This window comes from Kordia aestuariivivens (assembly GCF_014397005.1).
In the GTDB taxonomy this organism is placed as follows: Bacteria; Bacteroidota; Bacteroidia; order Flavobacteriales; family Flavobacteriaceae; genus Kordia; species Kordia aestuariivivens.
The window spans coordinates 316701-338026 of sequence record NZ_JACGWS010000001.1; the positions used below are offsets into that span (position 1 = coordinate 316701).

A 21326-nucleotide genomic window follows, 5' to 3' on the forward strand; every position below is an offset into this window, starting at 1 on the left:
ATTATTCTAAGGCTACTTCATAAGTATCTTAAAAGTCTTGGTTTTATTTCCAATACTTACTTTAGCAAAATATATGCCTGCATTAATCGTAGTAAGATCAACTTCGTGAGTTTGTGTCGTTAACTTAGAATTCAAAATCTGTTGTCCTAAACTATTAAATAATATAAAATTAGACATATTTTCAGAAGCTTCCATTGTCATGACTTTAGTATCATAATTAATGAAGTGTCTAAAATTATCCGCATTAAACTCTTCAACGCCTAACGTTTCAGAAACACTTAGATTTAAAAACATGAAAAGATTCGGTGAATTCGTAGCAGTTGCACGAAGTGCTACATAATAAGTGCCATCTGAAGGTGGTGTAAATGTTTCAGAAGCAGTATATGCTTGCGTAATCAAGTCATTCCCGCCAGTATCACCAAAAACACCAGCTTGTGTAATTCCAGTATAGGTTCCTAATAAGGATTGATATATTGCTGTGGATGATTGACCGTCAGTGATATACAGTTCAAAGCTTTCATCAGAAACCGTGTTCAAATCGAATGCATTGTAAAGTACATCTATTCCATACGTATTCGCAGTTGTCATATCCATCTTTTTTGAAAATATCCAATCATCTTTTGCAACCTCAGTCACAGCTTGTGGAAAAACAACCATAAAACTATCATTTGTTCCATCGCCATCTAAATCATTGGTATCCGTATTATATGACCATACAGGACTCATCATATCTGCATCTTCAGTTTCCCAACAGTCTAGGATAGTTCCATCCACAAAACTTTGAGAAAATGGAAATGTTGCAGAAGCAGAACAATCTCTTTCAGATCTGAACCCAATAGGACCAACCCAGCCACTATCTCCATTAGAACCACCACAATTGGTGCGAATGAAAAAGTCATAATTTGTATTTGGAGTCAATCCCATAAATACATAATTTGGTGTTGCAATATTAGAAACTAATGTTCCAGTTCCTTGTGTAAAGGCATCTGCTCCCCATTCTATTTCCCAAGTTGGAGTACCCGTATTTGTATCTGTCCAACCTAAATCAAAAGTAGTTGAAGTAGCGCCATTACCTACAAATGCAGACGGATCTATACATACGGCAGCAGCTTCCGTTAGCGTAAATTCAAAACCGAAAGAACTCCATCTGTTATCCCAAACAATATAATACGTCGTATTTGCAACAGTGTTGAAGGTAACTTCCGATAAATAATTTCCACCAGGGTAATCTACATCGTCGTTTCCTGAAACGCAAACCAGTGCTCCACAAGTTCCTTCATAAATTTGAATTCTTGTATCTCCGTTTGTATTAGCCGGTAAAATATTTGAAGATACAGTTGCTGACCCAGAGGCTAATGGTGTATATGTATACCATTCAGCGGCAGCAGCGGTAGTAGTACCTCCAGAGCAAATAAGTGTAGTGCCTTCCGTTCCGTTTACAGCGACTACATTATGTGTCCCAGCAGTAATTGGTGTTGCACCTGCACATGTGTCTTGAGCGACTCCTGTGTAAGTAAAGATTAAAAAACAAAAAAGTAATAAAGTAATTTTTTTCATATCGAGTGTTTTAATATTAGTAACTCTAAAGCTACAAAAAAATATAGAACTCTAGTATATTGCCTTTATTTTTATTGTGTACAAGAGTGTTTTTTATAAATCATATAAAATAAGATGATGAATTTTCTCAATTCCTTAAAGAAAACCTAAAAGTCAAAAACAATCTATTTTTTGCCAAATACATGCTAAACTTCCTAAAACCAGATTCAGAATGGTGAAAATAAAACGATGAATTGTACGTAGATCTGTTTGAATCTTGTTAAAAACGATGCAAGTCATTGAATTAGTTAATATCTTTGCAATCGAATGAAAGTAGTTGCGCAGATAAAACAACCGATTGAAAAAGAAATGGAACTTTTTGAAAAGAAGTTTTCCAATTCCATGACTTCCAAAGTCGCGCTACTCAACAGAATCACACACTACATCGTCAATCGTAAAGGAAAGCAAATGCGTCCGATGTTTATCTTTTTGGTTTCCAAAATGACATCAGACGGAATTGTGAACGAACGAACTTATCGCGGTGCTTCGGTCATAGAACTCATTCATACCGCAACTTTAGTGCATGATGATGTTGTTGACGACTCCAATCGAAGACGTGGCTTTTTCTCCATAAATGCATTATGGAAAAACAAAATTGCGGTCTTAGTTGGCGATTTTTTACTCTCAAAAGGATTGTTACTCTCTATTGATAATGGCGATTTTGACTTGCTAAAAATTATTTCTGTCGCTGTGCGCGAAATGAGCGAGGGCGAATTGTTACAGATTGAAAAAGCACGTAGACTAGACATCACAGAAGATATATACTATGAAATCATTCGACAAAAAACGGCAACTTTAATAGCTGCTTGCTGTGCGATGGGCGCAAAATCTGTAAACGCTTCCGATGAAGAAGTAGAAAACATGCGTTTATTTGGTCAACATATAGGTATGGCATTTCAAATAAAAGATGACTTGTTTGATTATGGAAACACACAAATAGGAAAACCCACAGGAATCGATATTAAAGAGCAAAAAATGACGCTTCCGTTAATTTATGCATTAAACCATTGCACGAAAGAAGAGAAAAAATGGGTGATCAATTCTGTGAAAAATCATAACAAAGACAAAAAAAGAGTCAACGAAGTCATTGCGTTTGTAAAAAAAACGGGCGGATTGGAATATGCTGTTGAACAAATGAAATCATACCAAGAAAAAGCGCTCACACTACTAGAAACCTATCCGCAATCGCCATATAAAGACTCCTTAGAATTAATGGTCAACTACGTAATTGATAGAAAAAAATAATTTTTTTTCAAACGCAGACAACCATTTGCATGAAAATTGCGTCTATGTCAATAGAAAGCAACCTGTATAGTGAAAGTTATTCAATTACATCTACAAGAATCAAAGCTTATAAAAAGAGCGAAGCAAAATGATCGTAAAGCGCAGCAAGCACTTTATGCGCAATATGCTCCGAAAATGTTAAGCGTTTGTAGGTACTATATATCTAATGTTCACGATGCAGAAGCAACGATGCTTTCCGGATTTTTCAAGGTATTTACACATATCAAGACGTATAAAAATGAAGGAAGTTTTGAAGGTTGGATTCGCAGAATCATGATTCGGGAATCAATCTCTTTTCTAAGAAAAAAGAATCCACTAATAGCTGTAGAAGAAATAGAAGTCTATACGGAAGCAGTTGCTTGCGAAATGGATGTGCAAGCGGGCGTAGCAGCCATTCAAAAAGCAATAGACGCTTTGCCAGACGGATATAGAATTGTATTCAATCTATATGAAATAGAAGGCTACAAGCATCAAGAAATTGCTGAAATGCTCAATATTTCCGTAAGCACCTCAAAAACACAATTATTCAAAGCGAAAAAAGTGCTTCAAACACAACTTCGATCAAAAAAAAACAGAACGAATGAAATCGCATAAGATGAAAAATATATTAGAAGAGCGTAGGATGGAAGTGTCCGAGAATTCTTGGGAAACACTCGCAAGTCAGCTAGACGCGAACGATCAAAAGAAAAAGCGCACACGTTTTTATCCGTATGCAGCTTGTATCGCATTATTGGTAAGTTTCATTGTATTTATGATACTGAAAACGGAAACGACAGTTGGAACAGAAACAATCGTGAAAACGGAAATAAAATCAAACAATACGATTCCGAAAGTTGATCAGAAGCAAGAAACAATTCCAACCGTAACAGAAAAAATAATTACAAAAAATAATGAAATTGCAGCGCAAGAATCAACTCCAAAAGTGATTGAATACAAAGTTGTAAAGGATCAGTTGCATTCTAAACAAAAAGAACAACTAGAAACCGAATTGCACAAAGAAGTTCAAAACGCGGTTGTGATTGTTAAAAGAGAAATACATCCAAAAGGAATCGAAACTTTCATTGCGCAAAAAGAAGTTGTGGTTGATTCAAATGCAGCATTAAAAGCTTCTATCGCTGCATTATCAGCTTCTGAAAAAGTGACAATTACGGATGAAGAAATAGATCAATTACTCAAAGAAGCACAACAATCACTGAAAAAACTAGATGTACAAAAAGACGTAGATATTACTGCGTTTGCTACTGCCGATGAACTACTAGAAGAAGTAGAGCTCGAACTAGACAAGTCATTCAAGCGAAAAGTATACGAACTCATCAAGAATAATATCCAAAAAAACCGAACAGTTATTGCTGATCGCGATTAAAAATCACACACCATATCGATAGGTGAAGTCAATCATCATTTAAAAAAAACGAACATGAAAACAATTACAATGTATTTATGCCTGGTATTCTTATGCGTAAATTTTACGATGCAAGGGCAAGAAAAAGACTCAATTCAACTTAAGAAAGAGCAAAACAAACGGTATTTAGAAGGGCGATTACGAATCATTGAAGCCGATGAAAAAAGACTCTTGAAATACGAGATAGAGCAAATTAATAAAAAATTAGAGAAAGGAAAGATTAGCAAAGAAGAAGCGGAAAGGCAAAAGAAAAAAGCGGCGATGTTAGCTGCTGCGAATATTGAATATCGTATGGCAAAAACCAAACGAGAAATGTTGACCGATTACTACATTCAAGAAGGTGGAAGTTTTATACGATTTGGAGAAGTATTTGATACGCGAAGAATCAAAAAAAGACCTTTAAAATATGACAAACGTACGTATTCAGATCTTGTATTTGCATTTGGTTTAAATAATGCCATTCAAGATGGAAAATCATTAAGCGATTCCGATTACAGAGTTGGTGGCTCACGATTTTTCGAATTTGGAATCACATGGCGAACACGTGTCTTTAAAAACCACAACTTTGTGCGTTTCAAATACGGATTGTCATTGCAATACAATAATTTAAAGCCAACTGGAAACAGAGTTTTTGTAGATAACGGAAACGAAACGACGCTGGAAGAATTTCCAAATGACTTACGTCGTTCAAAAATTAGAATGACCAACTTAGTCGTGCCAATCTATTTTGAATTTGGTCCTTCTAATAAAATTGACAAAGAAAGTTATGTTCGATATAACACACGAAAACAATTTAAAATTGGAATTGGTGGCTTTGCAGGATTCAATATCGCTGTAAAACAAAAACTAAAATATTCTCAAGATGGTGATCGGGTAGATCAAGAAATCAGAAGAAACTTTAATACAAATGCTTTTGTGTATGGTTTGGCAGGATATATCGGTTGGGACGATTTGAGTTTGTATTGTAAATACGACTTATCACCAATATTCAAAAGTCCAAATGCAAAGCAGCGTAACATTTCGCTAGGAGTGCGATTGGATGTTTTCTAAAACAATGAAAAAGTTACTACATATTTTTGTGTATTTATAACACTTAGCGCGAATGGGTAAGAATTACAAAAAGAAATTAATCACATAAAAATACCCTTAGATGTATCATCAATACAAAAATTAGAAAGATCTTTGGATGCGCTTGTCTCTCAAGTTTGAGCCAAGCGTGTTATTTTAAAATAAAAAATTAACTCTTTACCGCAGAATGAAACATTTTATCATAACACTATTATTGTTAATATCATTCTCACAAGCAATCTGTCAAGTAACAGGTGAAGTGATTGATACTAAAACTAAAAATCCAATAGCATATGCAAACATTTGGATTCAGGATACAAAATCAGGAACAACGACAAACGAAGATGGTACATTTATTTTTGAAAAAGCAAAAATAGGTGATACACTGAAAGTCTCTTGTGTAGGCTATGAAGAAGAATACTTTATTGCAAAGGCGGATAACAAAATTTCGTTAAATGCGATGGTTGTTGAACTAGATACAGTTGTATTGCAACCAGTAACCTATAAACGCATTAAAAAAATAACAACCTTCAAAAAGAAAGATTTAAAAAAGTATTATGCAAATGGACATTATTCTATTGCTAGATACTTTCCGTACAAACGAAACTACAAGGAAAATCCATATATAAAGGAAATCAAAACCTTGGTGTGGAATTCGAAACGGGAAAAAGTCAATTTTAAAATGTATTTACTTAAAGCTGATAATGAAGGAAATCCTACCAATATCTTGATCGGAGAACCTCAATTATTTTATGTAAAAAGAGGAGTTAGAGAAGTAAACTGGCGCTTAAAATCACCCATTTTATTTCCAAAAGAAGGTGTGTTTGTTGTAATTGATCGCATCAATATAAAAGATAATTTATACAGTAATGAATATCAAAAAAATATCATACAACCGTCAATTTCCCAAGAAACCATAGTGTATCCACAAAATACTTGGTTGCGATTTAGTGGCGATTGGAAGAGATCAAAAGAATTTAAGAATATAGGAACCACCGGAGAAGATAATATCGCTATTAATATTGAATTGACCGATTAAATTGACTCGTCCTAAAAAATTATAACGGTTTTTTAGGACGAGTCATATATTTATTTTTAATTTTTTAAAAACGAACTGTACAAAGACACTTTTTATTTTTAACCAAATATTGATCAAAACTTAGTATTTTTGAAGTTCATTCCTAAACTTTCGTAAACTTTGATTTCAAGATCGACTATAGATGCTGTATTTGACGCTGCTCGCGTAGAGGAAGTCATTGGCGATTTTGTACAACTCAAAAAATCGGGAAGTAACTTCAAAGGATTGAGTCCATTCTCGGAAGAGCGTACGCCATCGTTTATGGTGTCTCCTGTAAAGCAAATTTGGAAAGATTTCAGTTCAGGAAAAGGAGGAAACGCAGTTGCTTTTCTCATGGAACATGAACATTTCACCTATCCGGAAGCTATAAAATACTTGGCCAATAAATACGGAATTGAAGTTGAAGAAACGGAGCAAACCAATGAAGAAAAAGAGCTAGCCGACGAAAAGGAAAGCATGTATTTGGTTTCTGAATACGCTAAAAAATACCATCAAGACATTCTTTGGGAATCGCCGCAAGGAAAAGCCATTGGATTGACATATTTCAAAGAAAGAGGTTTTACAACGGATATCATCAAAAAATTTGGATTGGGGTATGCGTTGGATGAATGGGAAGCATTTACCAAAAGTGCGCTCAAAGAAGGTTACAATCTAAACTATCTTGCCAAAACGGGTTTAACCATTGTAAAAGAAGAAAAACGCTTCGATCGTTTCAAGGGTAGAGTCATGTTTCCAATTCACAGTATGAGCGGACGCGTACTTGGTTTTGGTGGACGAATCTTAACAAATGATAAAAAAGCTGCCAAATATCTCAATTCGCCCGAAAGTGATATTTACCATAAAAGTAAAGTTTTATACGGTTTGTACTACGCAAAACAAGCCATTGCAAAAGAAGATAACTGTTATTTAGTGGAAGGTTATACGGATGTCATTCAGATGCATCAAGCAGGAATTCACAATGTGGTTTCTTCTTCTGGAACTGCTTTAACAGCGGATCAAATACGTCTCATAAATCGTTTAACAAAAAATATTACGGTTCTTTACGATGGAGATGCTGCGGGAATTCGCGCGTCACTTCGTGGAGTTGATTTAATTCTTGAACAAGGAATGAATGTGCGCGTATGTACATTTCCTGAAGGAGAAGATCCTGATAGTTTTGCCAAAAACAATGCATTGGAAGATGTATTGGAATACTTTGAGAAAAACGTAAAAGATTTCATCAGTTACAAAGCTTCATTACTGATGGAAGTTACCAAAAACGATCCGATTAAAAAGGCAGAAGTCATCAACGACATGATGTCAAGCATCTCAAAAGTTTCTGACCGTATCAAGCAAGAATTGTATTTGCGTGAAACATCTCGCATCATGGACATTTCGGAAGAAGTGTTATTTGCTACGTTGGCACAATTGCAAAACAAAGATATTAAGGAAGCGAACAAACAAATTAGACAGGAGAAAAAAGCTTTTGAAGTCATAAAACCGCAAGAAAAAGCGGAACGCGTTGATGTACAATATGTCTTAGAACGAAAAATCATAGAAATACTATTGTTATATGGAAACATGGAAGCGACGTTTGAAGATTTAATTTTAAAAGAAAATGACGAAGGCGAATTAAAAATGGAGCATGAACTCTTTGAAGCAAAAGTCTTTGAAAAACTCTATCTCGATTTGCAACAAGATGAAATTGATTTGGCAAATGAAAAATTCAAAACCATCTATTACAGCGCTATTGAAAAATTAAACACAACTGGAACATTAGAACTAGATGCATTTGTAAACGAAATCGATCCAGAAATCGCCAATGAAATTACAGACATTCTCATGCGTGAAGAGCGTTACGAATTGCACAATTGGGAAGCGCAAAACATCTTTGTAAAGCCAAAAGAAGAAAAGATTGCGCAATTGACAAGCGAAACCATACTTAGTTTGCGTTGCTACTTAATCAATCTTAAAATTGAAGAACTCAAGCAAGGAATGCAAGAAGATACTGGGCTAGAAGAACTTCAAAATGTATTAGAAGAAATAAAAGACTACATATTTCTCAAAAAATCACTTTCCGAACAACTCAAAAGAGTGTTATAATAAAAATGATGATACGTACAAATTCTAAAGAGAACTATACATATCATCATAAAAATCTTAACTGTAGTAAAGAGTAAACTCTTTACAATGCAATTACAGTAATTCTAACGCTTTTGCTTGTTGTAATAGATCAACTAAGTTGTCTACATTCAACTTTCGCATTAGGCGAGCTTTGTACGTGCTCACAGTTTTTTCGTTCAGATTTAACTCTTCAGCGACATGTTTGTTACGTTTACCAGAAGCTAGAAGTTTTAACACTTCTACTTCTCTCGTAGACAAACGTCTAAAAAATCTGCGGGGTTTGTTTGTGCTTTCATCAAATGCTAAGCGCTGTGCTAATTCGTTGCTGATATAGATGCCTCCATTTGCAACTTTAACAATAGCGTCCTTAATAACATTTGTAGCTACGGATTTCGATAAGTAACCAGAAGCTCCAGCTCTCAGTGTGCTTACTGCGTAAACATCCTCTGAGTGAGAGCTAAACATAATTACTTTTACTTCAGCAAAGTCTTTTTTAAGTCTTCGCAATGCAGTAATACCATTGACTTCGGGAATATCCATCTCAAGTAAAACAACGTCTACTTGCTCTTGACTAATAAAGTCAAAAAGCTCTGATGTTGTAGAAGCTTTACCTACTACATCAATCTCTGTAGAGTTCTTAAACAAGGATTTAATTCCTTTTCGAACAATGGGATGATTGTCTGCAATTAATACTTTAACCATAATTTAGTTTTTAAAGTTATTATTAAATCAGACCATCACATAAAGAAAGGCTCGTTATGTCATGCAAACATAAATACGAATCAATTTTTATTTCAGGTTTAGGGGGTCTGTAACAACAAATTTAAACAAATTTTTATAATATCGATTAAAAAACATAAAATTTTATGTAAGATTTTGCGGTATTTTACAGACTGGAATTGGAATCATTTTATGTCGGTTAGAAGAATTGAACCGTTTGTAAATTTTGAAAGCTTCTTGTTGTCTGCCTGTAAAGTCTTCTGCGGTTTTTCCTTCATCATACATACGCATAGCCCACTCAAGTTCATCGTAGCTAGCACCAATCTGGTCTTCATCACTTCGAGCATCACCAAATAAGCCATCAGAAGGTGCTGCATTCATAATAGATTTAGGAACTTCAAGCGCTTTTCCTAGTAGGTAAACTTCGCTTTTCATTAAGTCAGCAATTGGACTTAAATCAACACCACCATCGCCATATTTCGTATAAAAACCTACACCAAAATCTTCTACTTTGTTTCCTGTTCCAGCAACCAATCGTCCTAATAAACCCGCATAATAATATAAAGTGGTCATTCGCAAACGCGCTCTGGTATTTGCTAAAGCCATATCAACGGTAGCTTGTGCGCCTTCCAAAGAAACTTCGGTTTTAAATTCTTCAAAAACTGGTGTCAAATCAGCGCGAACATCACTCACATTATCAAAACGTTCTTTCAATTGCTTAATGTGTTCCTGAGCACGTGTTACATGACTTGCCGCTTGATGTATTGGCATTTCTATGCACAATACAGGGAATCCTGTTTTTGCACACAAGGTGGAAGTCACTGCGGAATCAATTCCCCCAGAAACTCCAATTACAAAACCATTCACTTTTGCGTTGGTTGCATACTCCTTTAGCCATGCTACAATATGATCGATTACCTTTTCAGTTTTCATCTGTTTCAATTTTTTTACAAGATAAAAAAAGTAAATTTGCAGACAAATATAGTAGTGTAATAAAATTTATAAAGATATGTTTCGTTTCAAGACTATAAAGATTGAAATTACTATGAAAAAATTATTCTTTCTGTGCGTGTTAATTGTTGTTGGTTGTGCTGATGAAAATTCACTTGAAAAAGAAATTTCTGCCATTCCAATAGATGTGAATATCACTCGATTTGATCAAGTATTCTTAAGTGCTACACCGTCAGATTTACCAAAACTAAAAGAAGTATATCCGCTATTTTTTCCGAGTTCAATTCCCGATTCTACTTGGGTGTACACCATGCGTGATCCATTACAAAAAGAACTCAAACAAGAAATAGATATTACTTTTGCAGATTTTTCAACTGTTCAGCGCGATATCAAATCGCTATTACAACACCTTGAATTTTATTTCCCTGAATACAATCCGCCAAAGATAGTTACTGTAACGACCGAAGATTATCGTAAAAAAATAATTCTATATCAAGACATGATTTTAATTGCCTTAAATACCTATTTAGGCGCAAATCATCGATATTATGAAGGCATTCAAAACTACATTGTGCAGAATTTTGAAAAAGAAATGATTCCTGTAGATATTGCTACTGAATTTGCATACGCACAAATTCGTCCTTCACGTGATCGTTCTTTTTTAAGCAAAATGATTTTTCACGGAAAAGCACACTACATAAAAACCTTATTAGTGCCAAAAGCTTCTGCAGCAATGCAATTTGGGTATACGGAACGACAAGTAAATTGGGCGGCGGAAAACGAAGCGCAAATCTGGACGCATTTTATTGAAAAAGAACTATTGTATAGTACTGATAATAAATTAGATGCTAGATTCTTAAACTTGGCACCTTTCTCTAAATTTTACTTAGAATTAGACAGCGAATCTCCAGGAGGAATTGGGCGCTATATTGGGTATCGAATAGTGGATGCATACATGAAAAATAATGATGTATCTTTGCAAGAATTAATAGGAAAATCTACAGAAGAAATTTTTAATAACTCAAAGTACAAACCAAAAAAATAATGGCGAAGAAACTCAAATCGGAAATAAAAATTGCGGTAAGTGTTGATGAAAATAATGTTCCAGAAGAAATTAGTTGGACAGCAAAAGATGGCGGAATCAATGATGAAGCTACAAAAGCAGTGATGTTGTCTGTTTGGGATCACAAAGCGCAAGAAAGCTTACGTATTGACTTATGGACAAAAGACATGCCTGTTGATGAAATGAAAGTATTTTATCATCAAACATTAGTGTCCATGGCAAAAGCATTTCAACGCGCGACAAATGATGAAAAAATGAGTGCAACAATGCTAGATTTCTGTGACTATTTTGCAGAAAAACTAGAGATTACTCAGAAGTAACTATAGATTGCATTTTTAATACGATATCAATTGAGATTTTAGTCTTTTTCTAAAATCTCAATTCTTGTTTTAATAGTACCGCGTTCTTCCAGCCGGATAATTTTCAGTAGAATCTTAATGAAAAATCCGGGATTGATTACAATTTGCACTTTTCTAGTAACTTTTTCGTCTCTCTCCGTAATTAATTGTGGCCAAGTTGTTTCTGGCGAATTTGCTAACAATGTTGCATATTTCCAAGCGCCATCTCTGGCAAGTTTCATGCTAAAATCGATTAAAATCGTATCAAATTTTTCTGTCACTTTGATAATTTTCGCAAGTGTTGTCCAAATGATAGACAATTCTTTTTCTACATCGTGAACCAATTCGCCCAAAATCACATTAATCTTATCAAAATCATCTTTCAGGTCTTCAATATTTTTTCCTTTCATCACTTCGGCAGCGGCAATTCCTAAATCCAAATTAATATGCGCGTTCATGCCCAACAATAAATGTTGCAACACAATAAACCAATAATTATCAGCTTCGTCAAAGGCAGCTACCCACGATTTACTTGGCGTAGCGCCATTTTTAAAATCTGTATATGCTTGTAGATATCTATTGGCAAAAATAACGTCCAAACGTTCCATACGCGGATTATCATCAAAAAAATGATTCTCAATGCCTTCCTTTACTTTGCAAGTTACCTTTTGATACAACGCCGCGAAATAGCCCATTGTACTTGGAATTTGCTTATTTTCTTCAATAATAGCGTCTAAAAAAGAAATCACTTCGTCAATGGTTGTAGCTTGCATGCTTTTGAGTTTTGGTCAACTAAAAGTATGAAAATCTTCCAAGGTTGAAAAGGAAACGAGCACAATTACGACTTATAGTAGTATTGAGTTATGAGAAGTGAGTACTTAGTATTAAGATGATGGAAAATAGAGAAGAGAGAAGTGAGAAGAGAGAAGAGAGAAGAGAGAAGAGAGAAGAAAATACGCGAACTAAAACGAACATAATAAACCTGAGTTCGATATAAAATTATATGCGACAGACTCTTTTTCCGCAGTGTAGCAATCATTTTACGTTAAGAATTTTCGAAGCCTTGGAGAAAATTTAGTAAAATGAGTGCGGTTTTAGCTTTCCGAAGAGAAAGCTAAAAACACCTCTGGAAAAAGCGCATTTTCTTTTGTTTCTTTTCTTTGTGCGAGCAAAGTAAAAGAAAGTAAAATAATTAAAAATGAAATACTTAGTTCGAAATTTTCAATAAACACTTAATTTTTATTTTGTTGAAGTTGTATCAAACTCACATTAATAATAAAAAAAACTAATGAAAAAAATCATCTTCGTTTACAACGCGAAATCAGGAAAAATAAATGGCTTGCTCGATGTGGCTCACAAACTCATCAGCCCCAAAACTTATCAATGTAAATTGTGTTCTGTTACGCACAATGCATTTTCAGAAAATGAACAATGGAAAGAATTTAGAAAGAATTTTTCGCTTCCACTAGAATTTTTACACAGTGATGAATTTGAAGCAAAATATGCAACGATAGACACAAAATATCCTGTAGTTTTTTTGGAAGAACATCAAAAATTAACGGAATGGATCCCGAAAAGGGAAATAGAAAAAATAGAAACTACGCAGGAGTTAATTCAGTTGATACAATCGAAAACTAAGAGTTTTTCAAATCTTTATTAATCTGTCCGATAAATTTAATCACTTCATCACGACCAATTGCTTTTGATGAAGAAGTAATAAAGTGTTGCGGCATTTCTTCCCAAACATCTTCCAGTAATTTTTCACGATACGCTTCCACATGTTTGTCTATTTGTGAAGGACGCAATTTATCAGCTTTGGTGAAAATAATACAAAAAGGAATCTGATTTTCGCCAAGCCATTGCATAAATTCCAAATCTACTTTTTGCGGTTCGTGTCTAATATCAACCAACACAAAACCACAAACTAATTGTGTGCGCTTGCTGAAATATTCGGTAATAAACTTTTGAAAAACACGCTTGGTAGTCTTAGACGTTTTTGCGTAACCGTATCCTGGTAAATCGACTAAAAACCATTCGTCATTAATCTTAAAATGATTAATTAACTGTGTTTTTCCAGGTCTTCCAGAAGTCTTAGCTAAGCTTTTACGTTGTGTCAACATATTAATCAATGAAGACTTCCCAACATTAGAGCGACCAATAAAAGCGTATTCAGGAATTGGGTTTTTTGGACATTTCGCAACATCCGAATTGCTCATGACGAATTCGGCAGACTTTATTTTCATAATAGATTTGATTAAAAATTACGTTTTGTCAACCAATCTTGTAGATGATTATTGAATTCTTTTGGATGTTCCATCATTGGCGCGTGTCCGCACTTATCAATCCAGTACAAATCTGAATCGGGTAATAAATCATGAAACTCTTCAGCAACATTTGGAGGTGTTACGGTATCGTTCTTTCCCCAAATAATTCCCACAGGAATGTTCATTTTAGGTAAATCTTTTCCCATATTATGACGAATTGCACTTTTTGCAATCGACAGTGTTTTTACCAGTTTACTACGATTATTAACAGTAGCGAAAACTTCGTCGACAATCTCCTTAGTAGCCACTGCAGGATCGTAAAAAACATCTTCACTTTTCTTCTTAATAAACTCGTAATCACCACGTTTAGGATATCCATCACCCATAGCATTTTCATACAAACCAGAACTTCCCGTAATCACTAAACCTTTCACCAATTCAGGATATAACTTAGTATGTAAAAGCCCAATATGTCCACCTAAAGAATTTCCTAATAAAATAACTTTATCAAGTTTTTTGTGGAGTATAAAATCTCGGACATATTTCGCGAAATTCTTCACGTTTGTCTTTAGAAGTGGCATCGTGTAAATAGGCAACTCAGGGATTAAAATCTTATATCCTTGTGCTGAGAAATTTTCGGAAACGGCTTCGAAATTACTCAAACCGCCCATTAAGCCATGCAGAATAACGATAGGTGTCCCTTCTCCCAATTCGAGATAATTGAATTTACCTTCCTTTTTAAAGCTTTCTTTCATTAATGCCTATCAGTTTTTTTACAAGAGACAAATATAGGCATTTCGAAATTATTAAAATGCTTTTTTTTAAATGTCTCAAAAATTATCAAAACACACCATAAATATCGCAAAAATGCTTCATTCTGATTTGGAATTAGCACGCATCAAACTTCTGTTTTTCAGTGTATTTATAGGTTTTTAAGGTCGAAAAGTGAAAAACTTATCAACAAAGTGGTAGAAAGTGGTAAAATGTGGTAATATTTTCAATATATTTGAATCTTATTATAGGTAAACCATATTCTCACGTGATAAATTTAATTGGAACATACGAATGCAAAGTAGACGCGAAAGGGCGAATGCTTGTGCCGTCTGCTGTAAAAAAGCAGTTGTCTCCAGTGTTGCAAGATGGTTTCATCATAAAACAAGGTTTATTTGGTTCGTGTTTAGAATTGCATCCAATGAGTGAATGGAACACGGTCACACAAACACTTAACAAACTTAGTCGTTTTGACAGAGAAAATGTCGATTTCATTCGAAGATTTAACAAAGGTGTTCGAATCGTAGAAATTGATTCTGCAGGACGATTATTGATTCCGAAAGACTTAGTGGTTTTTGCAGGAATAAAAAAAGAAATAGTACTGTCGTCAGCAATCAATATCATTGAAATCTGGGACAAGGAAAAATATGAAGCTGCAACGGATGATGCTACGGTAGATATTGGCGATTTAGCTGAAAAAGTAATGGGAAATGGCAATGGAGACGGAAATGGAATATCATAATCCAGTATTGCTCAAAGAAACGGTTGATGGACTCAATATCAAGGAAGATGGAGTGTATGTAGATGTAACTTTTGGCGGTGGCGGACACTCAAAAGAAATTTTGAGTCGCTTAGGCGAAAACGGAAAACTATTTGCCTTTGATCAAGATCAAGATGCGCTAGACAATGCAATTGACGATCCGCGATTTAAGTTGATCAGTCAGAATTTTAGACATATAAAAAAGTTCTTACGTTTTTATGGAATCAAAAAAGTGGACGGAATCTTAGGAGATTTTGGTGTTTCATCTCATCAATTTGATGTGGCAGAACGCGGTTTTTCATTACGGTTTGAAGCGGATTTGGATATGCGAATGGATCAAGAAGGAGACATTTCGGCGTATAACGTTGTCAACGAATACTCGGAAAAAGAGTTAGTATCAATTCTATCTCAGTATGGAGAAGTTCGAGGGGCAAAAGCCATTGCAGCTCAGATTGTAGAAGTGCGAGAAGAACAGCCAATCAAAACAACAGAAGAGTTGCGAGTTGCATTGAAGCGCTTTTTGCCAAATTATAAAGAACATAAAATATTGGCACAAATCTATCAAGCGATTCGAATTGAAGTCAATCAAGAAATAGAAGTTTTAAAAGAATTTCTATTAGAGACTACTGAATTGTTAGACACAGGCGGAAGAATTAGTTTAATCAGTTATCACTCGTTAGAAGACCGATTGGTAAAACGATTCATCCGAAACGGATTATTTGAAGGCGAACCAGAAAAAGATTTCTATGGAAGGTTTGAAGTGCCATTCAAAAAAGTTGGCGGCTTAATTGTTCCGTCGAAAGAAGAAATAAAAACAAACAACAGAGCGCGTAGCGCAAAACTAAGAATAGCAGAACGTTTGTAACTATGAAGCAAAACATATATGACATACTAAAAGGGAAGTTCCTTATTAATGACGACGCCATCAAAAACTGGCGTTTCATTGTATTTGCTTCGTTTCTAGCGTTGATTATGATTGCAAGTTCACATTGGGCAGACGAAAAAGTTCACAAAATAGCAAAACTAAACGATCAAGTAAAAGAACTAAAAAGTGAATTTGTAGACGCGCGAACGAGCTTGCAACAACTAAAATTAGAGTCGTATATCACGGAAAAAGTAGCTGAAAGAGGAATCAAACCTTCTGAAAATCCACCAAAAAAAATTAGAGTAAAGTCACAACAATAAACACTAATGCCAGTAACCGACAAGAACATATTAAATCGTTTATATTTTATCGCAGGAGCTATGTTTCTTTTCGCGATAGCGATTGTTGTGCAATTGGCTAACATTCAATTTGTAGAAGGTGACAAATACAAAGAAATGGCGCTAGAGCAAACATTCAGAAATGCTACCATTGCTCCAAGTCGCGGAAATGTATACGCCGATGATGGAAGTTTATTGGCAACTTCAGTGCCTAAATACGATATCTACTTCGATACAAAAACGGTAAAATCGAATGTGTTTACAGATAAAAATGTAAAATCATTATCTGACTCACTAGCCACAATGTTTGGAAAGTCTTCTGGTCATTACGAAAAAATGTTAAAAACGGCTCGTAAGAACAAAAATCAATACTTGCGAATTGCACGTAAGCTTAGTTACTCAGAATACATTCGAATCAAAAAATTTCCAATATTCAAATTAGGAGCGAACAAAGGCGGATTTATTGACAAAGTAAAAACGGTTCGCGAACATCCAATTGGTAGAATTGCAGAACGCACGGTTGGTTACGAACGTAAAGATGATAAAGGATATTACACACGCGTTGGACTCGAAGGTGCTTTTGGCGAATACTTGCGTGGAAAAGCAGGAAGACGACTTGAGCAAAAAATTGCGAAAGGACAATGGAAACCTGTTTCGGGCGATAACGAATTAGAGCCGCAAGATGGTTTTGATATCATATCTACGGTAAACGTAAACATTCAAGACATTGCGCATCATGCGTTGTTGGAACAATTAGAAAAGTACAAAGCCGATCACGGTTGTGTGGTGGTGATGGAAGTGGCAACAGGAGAAATCAAAGCCATTTCAAACTTAGGAAGAAACAAAAAAGGAAAATATTACGAACGCTTAAACTATGCAGTTGGCGAATCGCACGAGCCAGGTTCAACCTTCAAGTTGATGGCAATAGTTGCAGCGTTGGAAGACAAAGTAATCGATAGCAGTTATGTTGTGGACACTGGAGATGGAAAACTCACTTATTACGGGAAAACGGTACGAGATTCAAACAATAGAGGTTACGGAAAAATTTCAGCTTCGGAAGCTTTTGAAGTATCATCAAACACAGGAATCGTAAAAATAATTCAAGATTTCTACGGTAAAAATCCTGAAAAATTTGTGGATCGACTCTATAATATGGGTTTAAATAAAAAACTAGACTTGCCAATTACTGGAGAAGGAGTTCCAATTATTCCACATCCGAATGACAAAGGTTGGAGTGGAATTTCATTACCATGGATGGCTTTCGGATACGGAGTTTCCTTAACGCCATTACAAACGCTTACTTTTTACAACGCCATTGCGAATGATGGTGAAATGGTGCGTCCACGATTTGTAAAAGCAGTGCGTGAAAACTGGTATGCAAGCGAAAAAGTATTTGAAAAAGAAGTCATCATTCCGTCAATCTGTTCCAAAGAAACAGTGGAGAAAGTAAAAAAGATGATGCAAAATGTAGTGGAGAAAAAACACGGAACTGGAAACAGTTTGTATTCTCCAGATTTCTCGATGGCAGGAAAAACAGGAACGTGTCAGAAGAATTACATCATAAAAGAAAACAAAGAATACATCTCAACATTTTCAGGCTTTTTCCCAGTGGAAAATCCAAAATACTCGTGTATTGTTGTCATTCATGAGCCAGACAGAACTATTGGGTATTACGGAGCGGATGTTTCGGGACCAGTATTTAAGAAAATTGCACACAAAATATATACTGACACACCAATTTTTGATGAAGTAGAAAGTATTCATAGTGTGTCGGGAACGGTTTCAACGGATTATGAGAAATATCGTGAGAAATCGATAAAATATAAAACCATCGTCCCAGATGTAATTGGAATGCCAGCAATGGATGCCATTCCGTTACTCGAAAATTTAGGATTGGATGTTGAAATCAGCGGAAGCGGAAAAGTAACCAAGCAATCGCTAGAAGCAGGAAAAAAAATAGGATCACAAAAAAAGATTGTACTAGACTTATCGTGAAGATATTAAAAGACATATTATACAAGGTTCCACTCGAAGCAGTTACGGGCGATACGGCAATTTCCGTACGCGAACTCGTATTTGATTCTCGAAAAGTGCAACTAAATGATGTCTTTATCGCAATCAAAGGATATGAAGTAGATGGACATAGTTACATCAGCAAGGCGATAAAAGCAGGTGCAATAGCTGTGATTTGTGAAGAAATTCCAGAAAATATCGTTAACGGAATTACATACATACAAGTTGCGAATGGAAATAGTGCGTTGGCAATCATGGCATCAAACTATTACGAAAATCCTTCAGAAAACTTGAAACTGATCGGAGTTACAGGAACCAACGGAAAAACAACGGTTGCAACCTTATTATATCAACTCTTTAAAAAAGCAGGGTATAAGGTTGGTTTACTATCTACGGTAAAAGTTTTGGTAGATGAAACTGAATATAATGCAACACATACCACACCAGATTCCTTAACGATTAACAGGTATTTGCAAGAAATGAATCATGAAGGTGTAGAATATTGTTTCATGGAAGTTTCGTCACACGGAATTCATCAAAAAAGAACTGAAGGACTCACGTTTCAAGGTGGAATCTTTACAAACTTATCGCACGATCATTTAGACTATCATGATACGTTTGCTGAATACAGAGATGTAAAAAAGCAGTTTTTTGATGAATTGCCAAAAGAAGCATTTGCATTGGTAAATATGGACGATAAAAATGGCTTGATCATGTTGCAAAACACCAAAGCCAAAAAATATACGTACGCACTAAAAACGTATGCAGATTATCGAGCGCAAATCTTGGAAAACAGATTGGCAGGTTTACTATTAAAAATCAACGACAATGAAGTTTGGACGAAGTTAATTGGAAGTTTCAATGCGTACAATCTATTGTCAATTTACGCTACAGCGGAATTATTAGGCTTAGAAGAGCTAGAAATATTACGATTGATCAGTGAACTCGAAAGTGTAAGTGGTCGCTTTGAATATTTCATCACAAAAAATAAAATCACAGCAATTGTTGATTATGCGCATACGCCAGATGCTTTAAAGAATGTACTGGAAACCATCAACAGTATCCGAACAGGAAACGAACAACTTATTACGGTTGTTGGTTGTGGCGGCGATAGAGATGTAACAAAACGCCCAAAAATGGGGAACATCGCGTCAACGCTCAGTACAAAAGCAATCTTTACATCAGACAATCCACGAAGTGAAGATCCTGATACTATTATTGAAGCGATTGAAAAAGGTGTAGAACCACAGAATTATAAAAAAACACTCTCGATCACGGATCGAAAGCAAGCTATAAAAACGGCGTGTCAACTTGCTAGTGAAAATGACATCATTCTCATTGCGGGAAAAGGGCATGAAACCTATCAAGAAGTAAAAGGTAAAAGAACCGATTTTGATGATTACAAAATTGCCAAAGAAATACTAGACAATCTCAACGAATAACAAGTTTAAACAAGCATAACAACAAAAGAAAATATGTTATACTACTTATTTGAATATCTCGAAAAGCAATACCAGTTTCCAGGTGCATCCTTATTTGGATACCTGAGTTTTAGAGCTGCGATGGCTGTAATTCTTTCGTTGTTAATCTCTACGATTTATGGAAAAAGAATCATCAGTTACTTGCGTACAAAACAAATTGGAGAAACGGTTCGCGATTTAGGATTGGATGGACAAAAAGAAAAAGCAGGAACGCCAACAATGGGTGGAGTTATCATCATTTTGGCAACATTAGTTCCGGTATTATTATTTGCGAAGCTCGAAAATATATACATCATACTACTCTTAGTCACCACAATTTGGATGGGAATTATTGGGTTTATCGATGATTACATCAAAAAGTTTAAAAATGACAAAGATGGACTCAAAGGAAAATTCAAAGTATTAGGGCAAGTAGGATTAGGAATTATTGTGGGTGCAACGTTGTTTTTTCATCAAGATGTGACTATTCGTGAGGAATTACCTGTAACTCAACAACAAGAATTGGTCGCTAGTAATGATGCGCCAACAAAGAAATTTGGCGAAGAAAAACGTTCAACGAAAACCACGATTCCTTTTGTAAAAGACAATGAGTTCGATTATGCAGATTTAATTACATGGATTAATCCTAATCTAGAAAAATACGCATGGGTGATTTTTATTCTTATTACGATAGTTATTGTAACAGGCGTTTCAAATGGAGCAAATCTCACCGATGGAATTGACGGACTCGCCGCAGGAACTTCGGTCATAATCGTTTTGACCTTAGGAATATTTGCGTGGATTTCTGGGAACTTAATCTTTTCCGAATATCTCAATGTCATGTACATTCCAAGAGCGGGAGAAATCACGATATACATTGCTGCATTTGTCGGAGCATTAATTGGATTTCTTTGGTATAATACCTATCCGGCACAAGTATTTATGGGCGATACAGGAAGTCTCACAATTGGAGGAATCATTGCTGTTATTGCAATTGCGATTCGTAAAGAATGGTTAATCCCAATTCTTTGTGGAATTTTCGTAGCAGAAAATCTATCGGTGATTATGCAAGTAAGTTACTTTAAATACACACGAAAGAAATTTGGAGAAGGAAAAAGAATATTTCTAATGTCACCATTGCATCATCACTATCAAAAATTAGGATATCATGAAAGTAAAATTGTAACCCGATTTTGGATTGTTGGAATTCTATTAGCAATTCTAACGATTGTAACGTTGAAGTTGAGATAAG

21 protein-coding genes are annotated in these 21326 nt (G+C 35.2%); 15 read left to right on the top strand and 6 right to left on the bottom strand.

Annotated elements, in window-relative coordinates; all coding sequences use genetic code 11:
• Positions 1 to 12: 12 nt before the first annotated feature.
• Positions 13 to 1557, bottom strand: coding sequence for a T9SS type A sorting domain-containing protein (locus tag H2O64_RS01405; protein ID WP_187560346.1), 1545 nt, complete (start codon positions 1555 to 1557; stop codon positions 13 to 15).
• 306 nt (positions 1558 to 1863) lie between these two features.
• On the opposite strand from H2O64_RS01405, the gene H2O64_RS01410 reads away from it, so the two are divergent.
• From H2O64_RS01410 to dnaG, 6 genes are all read left to right on the top strand, one after another.
• On the top strand, positions 1864 to 2841 hold the full coding sequence (locus tag H2O64_RS01410) for a polyprenyl synthetase family protein (protein WP_187560347.1): 978 nt from the start codon (positions 1864 to 1866) through the stop codon (positions 2839 to 2841).
• 69 nt (positions 2842 to 2910) lie between these two features.
• Positions 2911 to 3474 carry an RNA polymerase sigma factor gene (locus tag H2O64_RS01415; RefSeq protein ID WP_187560348.1) on the top strand — a complete coding sequence of 188 codons (564 nt, stop codon included), beginning with the start codon at positions 2911 to 2913 and terminating at the stop codon, positions 3472 to 3474.
• A gap of 1 nt (position 3475) precedes the next feature.
• A complete protein-coding gene (locus H2O64_RS01420; RefSeq protein WP_187560349.1) occupies positions 3476 to 4243 on the top strand; it encodes a hypothetical protein in 768 nt (255 codons plus the stop codon).
• 54 nt (positions 4244 to 4297) lie between these two features.
• Positions 4298 to 5332 carry a porin family protein gene (locus H2O64_RS01425; protein ID WP_187560350.1) on the top strand — a complete coding sequence of 345 codons (1035 nt, stop codon included), beginning with the start codon at positions 4298 to 4300 and terminating at the stop codon, positions 5330 to 5332.
• A gap of 205 nt (positions 5333 to 5537) precedes the next feature.
• Complete coding sequence (locus tag H2O64_RS01430) at positions 5538 to 6389, top strand: carboxypeptidase-like regulatory domain-containing protein (protein WP_187560351.1); 852 nt, start codon at positions 5538 to 5540, stop codon at positions 6387 to 6389.
• Positions 6390 to 6548: 159 nt separating this feature from the next.
• Entirely contained in the window at positions 6549 to 8510 is a 1962-nt protein-coding gene (gene dnaG / locus H2O64_RS01435; protein WP_187560352.1) for a DNA primase, read from the top strand.
• Positions 8511 to 8603: 93 nt separating this feature from the next.
• On the opposite strand, the gene H2O64_RS01440 is transcribed toward dnaG, so the two are convergent.
• Both H2O64_RS01440 and nadE read right to left on the bottom strand, forming a co-directional pair.
• The gene (locus tag H2O64_RS01440) at positions 8604 to 9233 is read right to left on the bottom strand and encodes a response regulator (RefSeq protein ID WP_187560353.1); all 630 of its coding nucleotides are present in this window, start codon (positions 9231 to 9233) and stop codon (positions 8604 to 8606) included.
• A gap of 162 nt (positions 9234 to 9395) precedes the next feature.
• A complete protein-coding gene (nadE, locus tag H2O64_RS01445) occupies positions 9396 to 10184 on the bottom strand; it encodes an NAD(+) synthase (protein ID WP_187560354.1) in 789 nt (262 codons plus the stop codon).
• A gap of 112 nt (positions 10185 to 10296) precedes the next feature.
• On the opposite strand from nadE, the gene gldB reads away from it, so the two are divergent.
• Positions 10297 to 11247, top strand: coding sequence for a gliding motility lipoprotein GldB (gene gldB, locus H2O64_RS01450; RefSeq protein WP_187560355.1), 951 nt, complete (start codon positions 10297 to 10299; stop codon positions 11245 to 11247).
• Complete coding sequence (gene gldC, locus H2O64_RS01455) at positions 11247 to 11585, top strand: gliding motility protein GldC (protein WP_187560356.1); 339 nt, start codon at positions 11247 to 11249, stop codon at positions 11583 to 11585. Before gldB ends, gldC begins: the two co-directional genes overlap by 1 nt.
• Before the next feature lie 38 nt (positions 11586 to 11623).
• Here the strand turns inward: gldC and H2O64_RS01460 are convergent, their stop codons facing one another.
• A complete protein-coding gene (locus H2O64_RS01460; RefSeq protein ID WP_187560357.1) occupies positions 11624 to 12376 on the bottom strand; it encodes a DUF5995 family protein in 753 nt (250 codons plus the stop codon).
• A 515-nt stretch (positions 12377 to 12891) separates the two neighbouring features.
• Between H2O64_RS01460 and H2O64_RS01465 the strand changes: the two genes are divergently transcribed.
• Entirely contained in the window at positions 12892 to 13263 is a 372-nt protein-coding gene (locus H2O64_RS01465) for a GTPase (protein WP_187560358.1), read from the top strand.
• Here the strand turns inward: H2O64_RS01465 and yihA are convergent.
• Positions 13238 to 13846, bottom strand: a complete 609-nt coding sequence (gene yihA / locus H2O64_RS01470) for a ribosome biogenesis GTP-binding protein YihA/YsxC (protein WP_187560359.1) — start codon at positions 13844 to 13846, stop codon at positions 13238 to 13240. The genes H2O64_RS01465 and yihA overlap by 26 nt on opposite strands.
• A gap of 11 nt (positions 13847 to 13857) precedes the next feature.
• Positions 13858 to 14622: an alpha/beta fold hydrolase gene (locus H2O64_RS01475; RefSeq protein WP_187560360.1), complete on the bottom strand. Its 765-nt coding sequence runs from the start codon at positions 14620 to 14622 to the stop codon at positions 13858 to 13860.
• A 284-nt stretch (positions 14623 to 14906) separates the two neighbouring features.
• On the opposite strand from H2O64_RS01475, the gene H2O64_RS01480 reads away from it, so the two are divergent.
• Genes H2O64_RS01480 through mraY form a run of 6 tightly spaced genes read left to right on the top strand, consistent with a single transcriptional unit; the run spans position 14907 to position 21325 of the window.
• Positions 14907 to 15380, top strand: coding sequence for a division/cell wall cluster transcriptional repressor MraZ (locus H2O64_RS01480; RefSeq protein WP_187560361.1), 474 nt, complete (start codon positions 14907 to 14909; stop codon positions 15378 to 15380).
• Complete coding sequence (gene rsmH, locus H2O64_RS01485) at positions 15367 to 16263, top strand: 16S rRNA (cytosine(1402)-N(4))-methyltransferase RsmH (protein ID WP_187560702.1); 897 nt, start codon at positions 15367 to 15369, stop codon at positions 16261 to 16263. Before H2O64_RS01480 ends, rsmH begins: the two co-directional genes overlap by 14 nt.
• A gap of 2 nt (positions 16264 to 16265) precedes the next feature.
• The gene (locus H2O64_RS01490) at positions 16266 to 16583 is read left to right on the top strand and encodes an FtsL-like putative cell division protein (protein WP_187560362.1); all 318 of its coding nucleotides are present in this window, start codon (positions 16266 to 16268) and stop codon (positions 16581 to 16583) included.
• Between the two features lie 6 nt (positions 16584 to 16589).
• Positions 16590 to 18596, top strand: a complete 2007-nt coding sequence (locus tag H2O64_RS01495; RefSeq protein ID WP_187560363.1) for a penicillin-binding protein — start codon at positions 16590 to 16592, stop codon at positions 18594 to 18596.
• Positions 18593 to 20056: a UDP-N-acetylmuramoyl-L-alanyl-D-glutamate--2,6-diaminopimelate ligase gene (locus H2O64_RS01500; protein WP_187560364.1), complete on the top strand. Its 1464-nt coding sequence runs from the start codon at positions 18593 to 18595 to the stop codon at positions 20054 to 20056. Before H2O64_RS01495 ends, H2O64_RS01500 begins: the two co-directional genes overlap by 4 nt.
• A gap of 33 nt (positions 20057 to 20089) precedes the next feature.
• On the top strand, positions 20090 to 21325 hold the full coding sequence (gene mraY, locus H2O64_RS01505; protein WP_187560365.1) for a phospho-N-acetylmuramoyl-pentapeptide-transferase: 1236 nt from the start codon (positions 20090 to 20092) through the stop codon (positions 21323 to 21325).
• The last annotated feature ends 1 nt before the right edge of the window (position 21326 follow it).

What these genes read in the sequence shown, in the direction of transcription:
- H2O64_RS01405 (WP_187560346.1), bottom strand. Translation starts at nt 1,557, where the DNA reads ATGAAAAAAATTACTTTATTACTTTTTTGTTTTTTAATCTTTACTTAC.
- H2O64_RS01410 (WP_187560347.1), top strand. Translation starts at nt 1,864, where the DNA reads ATGAAAGTAGTTGCGCAGATAAAACAACCGATTGAAAAAGAAATGGAA.
- H2O64_RS01420 (WP_187560349.1), top strand. Translation starts at nt 3,476, where the DNA reads ATGAAAAATATATTAGAAGAGCGTAGGATGGAAGTGTCCGAGAATTCT.
- H2O64_RS01425 (WP_187560350.1), top strand. Translation starts at nt 4,298, where the DNA reads ATGAAAACAATTACAATGTATTTATGCCTGGTATTCTTATGCGTAAAT.
- H2O64_RS01430 (WP_187560351.1), top strand. Translation starts at nt 5,538, where the DNA reads ATGAAACATTTTATCATAACACTATTATTGTTAATATCATTCTCACAA.
- H2O64_RS01440 (WP_187560353.1), bottom strand. Translation starts at nt 9,233, where the DNA reads ATGGTTAAAGTATTAATTGCAGACAATCATCCCATTGTTCGAAAAGGA.
- nadE (WP_187560354.1), bottom strand. Translation starts at nt 10,184, where the DNA reads ATGAAAACTGAAAAGGTAATCGATCATATTGTAGCATGGCTAAAGGAG.
- gldB (WP_187560355.1), top strand. Translation starts at nt 10,297, where the DNA reads ATGAAAAAATTATTCTTTCTGTGCGTGTTAATTGTTGTTGGTTGTGCT.
- gldC (WP_187560356.1), top strand. Translation starts at nt 11,247, where the DNA reads ATGGCGAAGAAACTCAAATCGGAAATAAAAATTGCGGTAAGTGTTGAT.
- H2O64_RS01460 (WP_187560357.1), bottom strand. Translation starts at nt 12,376, where the DNA reads ATGCAAGCTACAACCATTGACGAAGTGATTTCTTTTTTAGACGCTATT.
- H2O64_RS01465 (WP_187560358.1), top strand. Translation starts at nt 12,892, where the DNA reads ATGAAAAAAATCATCTTCGTTTACAACGCGAAATCAGGAAAAATAAAT.
- yihA (WP_187560359.1), bottom strand. Translation starts at nt 13,846, where the DNA reads ATGAAAATAAAGTCTGCCGAATTCGTCATGAGCAATTCGGATGTTGCG.
- H2O64_RS01475 (WP_187560360.1), bottom strand. Translation starts at nt 14,622, where the DNA reads ATGAAAGAAAGCTTTAAAAAGGAAGGTAAATTCAATTATCTCGAATTG.
- rsmH (WP_187560702.1), top strand. Translation starts at nt 15,367, where the DNA reads ATGGAATATCATAATCCAGTATTGCTCAAAGAAACGGTTGATGGACTC.
- H2O64_RS01490 (WP_187560362.1), top strand. Translation starts at nt 16,266, where the DNA reads ATGAAGCAAAACATATATGACATACTAAAAGGGAAGTTCCTTATTAAT.
- H2O64_RS01495 (WP_187560363.1), top strand. Translation starts at nt 16,590, where the DNA reads ATGCCAGTAACCGACAAGAACATATTAAATCGTTTATATTTTATCGCA.
- mraY (WP_187560365.1), top strand. Translation starts at nt 20,090, where the DNA reads ATGTTATACTACTTATTTGAATATCTCGAAAAGCAATACCAGTTTCCA.